Source organism: Priestia sp. SIMBA_032 (genome assembly GCF_046535215.1).
Taxonomy (GTDB): domain Bacteria; phylum Bacillota; class Bacilli; order Bacillales; family Bacillaceae_H; genus Priestia; species Priestia aryabhattai.
This window is the reverse complement of sequence record NZ_JAWRXD010001312.1, coordinates 1-246: the sequence shown is the minus strand read 5'-3', so window position 1 is coordinate 246 and position 246 is coordinate 1. Positions and strand designations below refer to the sequence as shown.

Annotated in this window: 1 protein-coding gene; it reads right to left on the bottom strand. The window is 68.7% G+C overall.

Annotated features, from left to right (window positions below; translation table 11 throughout):
• Window positions 1–246: hypothetical protein (locus SB717_RS38565; RefSeq protein ID WP_410908506.1), on the bottom strand; the 246-nt coding region annotated here is incomplete at both ends.

The following is a 246-nucleotide window of genomic DNA, read 5'->3' as shown; positions in this document are numbered from 1 at the left end:
GCCAGGACGCACTCTGCTCGATCGCGGTTGCCGTCGAACAGGCGAAGTAGGCCAGTTTGCCGATCGGGTGTGCGCGCATCTCGTCGATCGTCGTCTGGTCGTCGTGGGACAGATGTGATTGGCGCAGCTGCCGCCGGAGCGGGCGCGGATAGTGGCTCTCGTCGCTGCGGACGGCCCAGTCGTCGACCTGACCGGCGTTGCGATCGAGCAGGTCGGTGAGGTCGATGCGCCCGGGGTCGCCGCGCC